Consider the following 4,206-nt stretch of genomic DNA (forward strand, 5'->3'; position numbering starts at 1 on the left):
CTGGCGCACGTCTTCGGGCGGCTCGTGCAGATCGCGCCGATGATGGCGCCGATCAAGCTGGGCAACCTCCCGGACATCAAGAACCTCACGGACGAGCTGGCCTCGTTCAAGCCGACGCTGATCCTGGGCGTGCCGCGCGTCTTCGAGAAGGTCTACAACTCGGCGCGCGCGAAGGCGCAGGCCGACGGCAAGGGCGCGATCTTCGACAAGGCCGCCGACACGGCGATCGCCTACAGCAAGGCGCTGGACCTGCCGTCGGGCCCGTCGCTCGGGCTGAAGATCAAGCACAAGGTGTTCGACAAGCTCGTCTACAGCAAGCTGCGCGCGGTCCTCGGCGGCCGGGGCGAGTACGCGATCTCCGGCGGCGCCCCGCTCGGCGAGCGGCTCGGCCACTTCTTCCGGGGCATCGGCTTCACGGTCCTGGAGGGCTACGGCCTCACCGAGTCCTGCGCGGCGACGGCGTTCAACCCGTGGGACCGCCAGAAGATCGGTACGGTCGGCCAGCCGCTGCCCGGCTCGGTCGTCAGGATCGCGGACGACGGGGAGGTGCTGCTGCACGGCGAGCACCTGTTCAGGGAGTACTGGAACAACCCGACGGCGACCGCCGAGGCGCTGGCCGACAACTGGTTCCACACCGGGGACATCGGCACCCTCGACGAGGACGGCTACCTCTCCATCACCGGCCGCAAGAAGGAGATCATCGTCACGGCGGGCGGCAAGAACGTCGCCCCGGCGGTGATCGAGGACCGCATCCGGGCGCACGCGCTGGTCGCCGAGTGCATGGTCGTCGGGGACGGCCGGCCGTTCGTGGCGGCGCTGGTCACCATCGACGACGAGTTCCTGGGCCGCTGGGCCAGTGAGCACGGCAAGCCGGCGGGCGCCACCGCGGCGTCGCTGCGTGACGACCCGGATCTGCTCGCGGCGATCCAGACGGCGGTCGACGACGGCAACGCCGCGGTGTCGAAAGCGGAATCGGTGCGGAAGTTCCGCATTCTCTCCTCCCAGTTCACGGAGGACTCGGGTCACCTCACGCCCTCGCTGAAGCTCAAGCGGAACGTGGTGGCGAAGGACTACGCGGCCGAGATCGAGGCCCTGTACACGAAGTAGCCTTTCTCTTCAGGGCAGTTCATGGCGCGGTGTCCTCCACCAGGACCCGCGCCATCGTCCTTTCGGCCAGCGCGGTGATCGTGACGAACGGGTTCACGCCGATGTTGCCGGGCACGAGCGAGCCGTCGGTGACGTACAGCCGTGAATACCCCTTCACGCGGCCGTAGTCGTCGGTCGCCTTCCCCAACACGCAGCCGCCCAGAGGGTGGTAGCAGAAGTCGTCCGCGAAGACCTTGCTGGGCGTGCCGAACAGGTCGTAGCGGTAGATCGTCGCGTTCGCCGCGTTGATCCGGTCGAACAGCTTCTTCGCCATCGCCACCGACACCGCGCTCTGAGCGGTGCTCCAGCTCAGGCCCAGCGCGCCGTTGTCGTACGTCAGCCTCGCGCGTTCCGGGTTCTTCGTGATCGCCAGGTAGAGGCTCACCCAGTTCTCGAGTCCCGTGGGCAGCGGGGCCATCTCGGCGAACACCGGGTTGTCCGGGTTGGCCCAGTCGTCGATGCCCATGACCGGCATCGTGGACTGGTTGGCGCCGGTCGTGTCCCACAGGTGGTTGGCGCGGCCCAGCATGACGTTGCCGTTGGTGCCCCAGCCGGCGCCCACGCTCGCGTCCAGGGCGGGGAGGGTGCCCGACTGGCGTGCCTTGACGAGGAGTTCGGTGGTGCCGAGGCTGCCGCCGCCGAGGAAGAGGTAGGTGCAGCCGTACTGTTTCGTCTCGACGACCGTGCCCGTGTCGTCGATGCGGGCCGTGCTGAGGAGCCAACTCCCGTCGCTCGCGCGGCTGATGGCGGTGACCTTCTCCATCGTGTGGACGGTGACGTTGCCCGTGCCAAGCGCGGAGGCGAGGTACGTCTTGTCGAGGCTGCGCTTGCCGTGGTTGTTGCCGTAGATGACCTCCTGGCCCAGCGCCGACTTCGCCGCCGTGCCCGCCGCCTCCTTCTGCATGTACGTGAAGTCGTACACGCTGGGCACGAACGTCGTTCTGAGGCCCGTGTTCGTCGCCGCCTTCCTCGATGTGCGGCTGAACTTGTACCACTCCGTCGACTCGAACCAGGTCGGGTCGATCGTGTTCACGCCCAGCATCCGGCGGGCCCTCGGGAAGTACGTGCCGTACATCTCCGTCGCGTCGACCGTGGGGAACTGCTCCGTGAAGTACGCCTGGTTGGGAGTGACCGCCATGGAGCCGTTCACGAGGGAGCCGCCGCCGACGCCTCTGCCGACGTACACCGACATGTTCGCGAACTTCACGCGGTCCAGGACTCCGGGGTAGGAGGTGATGTCCCTGTTCACGACATCCAGCCACAGGAAGCTCGCGAGAGGGGCCTCGGTGCGGGTCCTGAACCACATCGAGCGCTTGTCCGGATTCGCCGTGTTGCAGAAGACCTTGCCGTCCGCTCCGGCCGTGCTCCAGGCGCGGCCCATTTCGAGGACGAGGGTACGGATGCCGGCCTGGGCGAGGCGCAGTGCCGCGACCGCTCCGCCGTACCCCGAACCGACCACGATCGCCGGGGAGTTGTCGATGGCCTCGGGTTCTTCGGCGTGCGCGGACTGGAGGGAGATGCGGGTGAGGCCGAGGGTGGCGGCCGTCTGGAGGGCGGCCATGCCGAGGATCTGGCGTCTACTGAGCTGACGTTGCGTCAGATGTGCTGTCATATGCGGAGCATGGGGGGAATGGCGGATTCCTGCTAGAGAAGCGTCCTCAACTTTTCCGCCAAGAGGTCCCAACGCCACTTCTCCTCGACCCACTTGCGCCCCCGCTCCCCCATCCGCCGCCTCAACTCCCCGTCCCCCAGCAGCGCGACGATCCGCTCTGCCGTCTCCTCCACCGACTCGCCGCGCACGACCCAGCCGGTCTCGCCGTCCAGGACCGCGTCCGGCGCACCCCCCGAATCCCCCGCCACCACGGGCAGTCCCGTCGCCGACGCCTCCAGGTACACGATGCCCAGGCCCTCGACGTCGAGGCCGCCCCGCCGGGTCCGGCACGGCATCGCGAAGACGTCTCCGGCGCCGTAGTGGGCGGGCAGTTCCTCCCACGGGACGGAACCCGTGAAGCGCACCGAGTTCTCAACTCCCGTCTCCGCAGCCAGCTTTCGCAGGTCGCCCTCGTACGGGCCGCCCCCCACGATCAGCAGCACCGCCTCCGGCTCGGCCTTCAGGATGCCCGGCATCGCGCGGATCAGCGTGTCCTGGCCCTTGCGCGGCACCAGTCTCGACACGCACACCACCACCGGGCGATCCGTGAGCCCCAGCCGTGCCCGGACCTCCGTCCCCCCCGACCCCGGATGGAACGTCTTCTCGTCCACCCCCGGCGGCAGTTGGACCATCCGCGCCGCCGCCTCCGCCGACAACACCCCGGCGATCCGCGACCGCGTGTACTCGCCCAGATAGGTGACCGTGTCCGTCGCGTCCCCGATCCGCCGCAACAGCCCCCGGGCGACCGGCAGTTGGGCCCACCCCGCCTCGTGCCCGTGGGTCGTGGCGACCAGCCTCCGCGCGCCAGCCCTCCGCAGCGCCGGCGCCATCAGGCCCAGCGGGGCCGCCGCGCCGAACCACACGGACGTGCACTCGTGCTCGCGCAGCAACGACACGGCCCGCCGCGTCGCCCCCGGCGTCGGCAGCAGCATCGTCGTACGGTCCCGGACGACCGTGAAGGGCTGCTCGGCGTCGAAGGCGGCGGTCGCCTCGACGCCCTCGCGGCCGCGCTTCCACGTGGACGCGTAGACGACGAGGTCGGCGGGGTCGAGGCGCAGCGCCATGTTGTGGAGGAACGCCTGGATGCCACCGGGCCGGGGCGGGAAGTCGTTGGTCACGATGAGGGTCTTGTGCATCGCGGCCGACTGTAACGGACCAGGTGCCCGGCCCCGCTTCGTGGCTCTCCCACAGCCCCACGGTGCAGGATGTGCCCCACATGCCGATCATGGACGAATCTTGACGAACAGGGGCAAAGGTGAAGACGACGCCGTTGACCGGGCTGCTGGTCACCTGGGGTGTCACCCGGCTGTTCCTGCTCCTGTCCGTGTACGGGATCCTCCCCTTCCCGGGCCCCGACGTGACGACGGACGTCTCGGTGATCTACCGGGCCTGGTACGAGGTCCTGCGCA

General features: G+C 69.1%; 3 protein-coding genes. 1 reads left to right on the top strand and 2 read right to left on the bottom strand.

Translation table 11 applies throughout. From position 1 onward, the window contains the following. The coding region (locus AOK24_RS39195; RefSeq protein ID WP_159052151.1) for an AMP-dependent synthetase/ligase at positions 1-1,107 on the top strand (1,107 nt) is incomplete at its 5' end. A gap of 19 nt (positions 1,108-1,126) precedes the next feature. Here the strand turns inward: AOK24_RS39195 and AOK24_RS39200 are convergent. Together AOK24_RS39200 and AOK24_RS39205 are read right to left on the bottom strand one after the other, a co-directional pair. Then, positions 1,127-2,758, bottom strand: coding sequence for a GMC oxidoreductase (locus AOK24_RS39200; RefSeq protein WP_478078784.1), 1,632 nt, complete (start codon positions 2,756-2,758; stop codon positions 1,127-1,129). 32 nt (positions 2,759-2,790) lie between these two features. After that, the gene (locus tag AOK24_RS39205) at positions 2,791-3,933 is read right to left on the bottom strand and encodes a glycosyltransferase family 4 protein (protein ID WP_055724697.1); all 1,143 of its coding nucleotides are present in this window, start codon (positions 3,931-3,933) and stop codon (positions 2,791-2,793) included. Between the last annotated feature and the right edge of the window lie 273 nt (positions 3,934-4,206).

The organism is Streptomyces niveiscabiei (assembly GCF_001419795.1).
GTDB classification, from domain to species: Bacteria; Actinomycetota; Actinomycetes; order Streptomycetales; family Streptomycetaceae; genus Streptomyces; species Streptomyces niveiscabiei.

What these genes read in the sequence shown, in the direction of transcription:
- AOK24_RS39200 (WP_478078784.1), bottom strand. Translation starts at nt 2,758, where the DNA reads ATGACAGCACATCTGACGCAACGTCAGCTCAGTAGACGCCAGATCCTC.
- AOK24_RS39205 (WP_055724697.1), bottom strand. Translation starts at nt 3,933, where the DNA reads ATGCACAAGACCCTCATCGTGACCAACGACTTCCCGCCCCGGCCCGGT.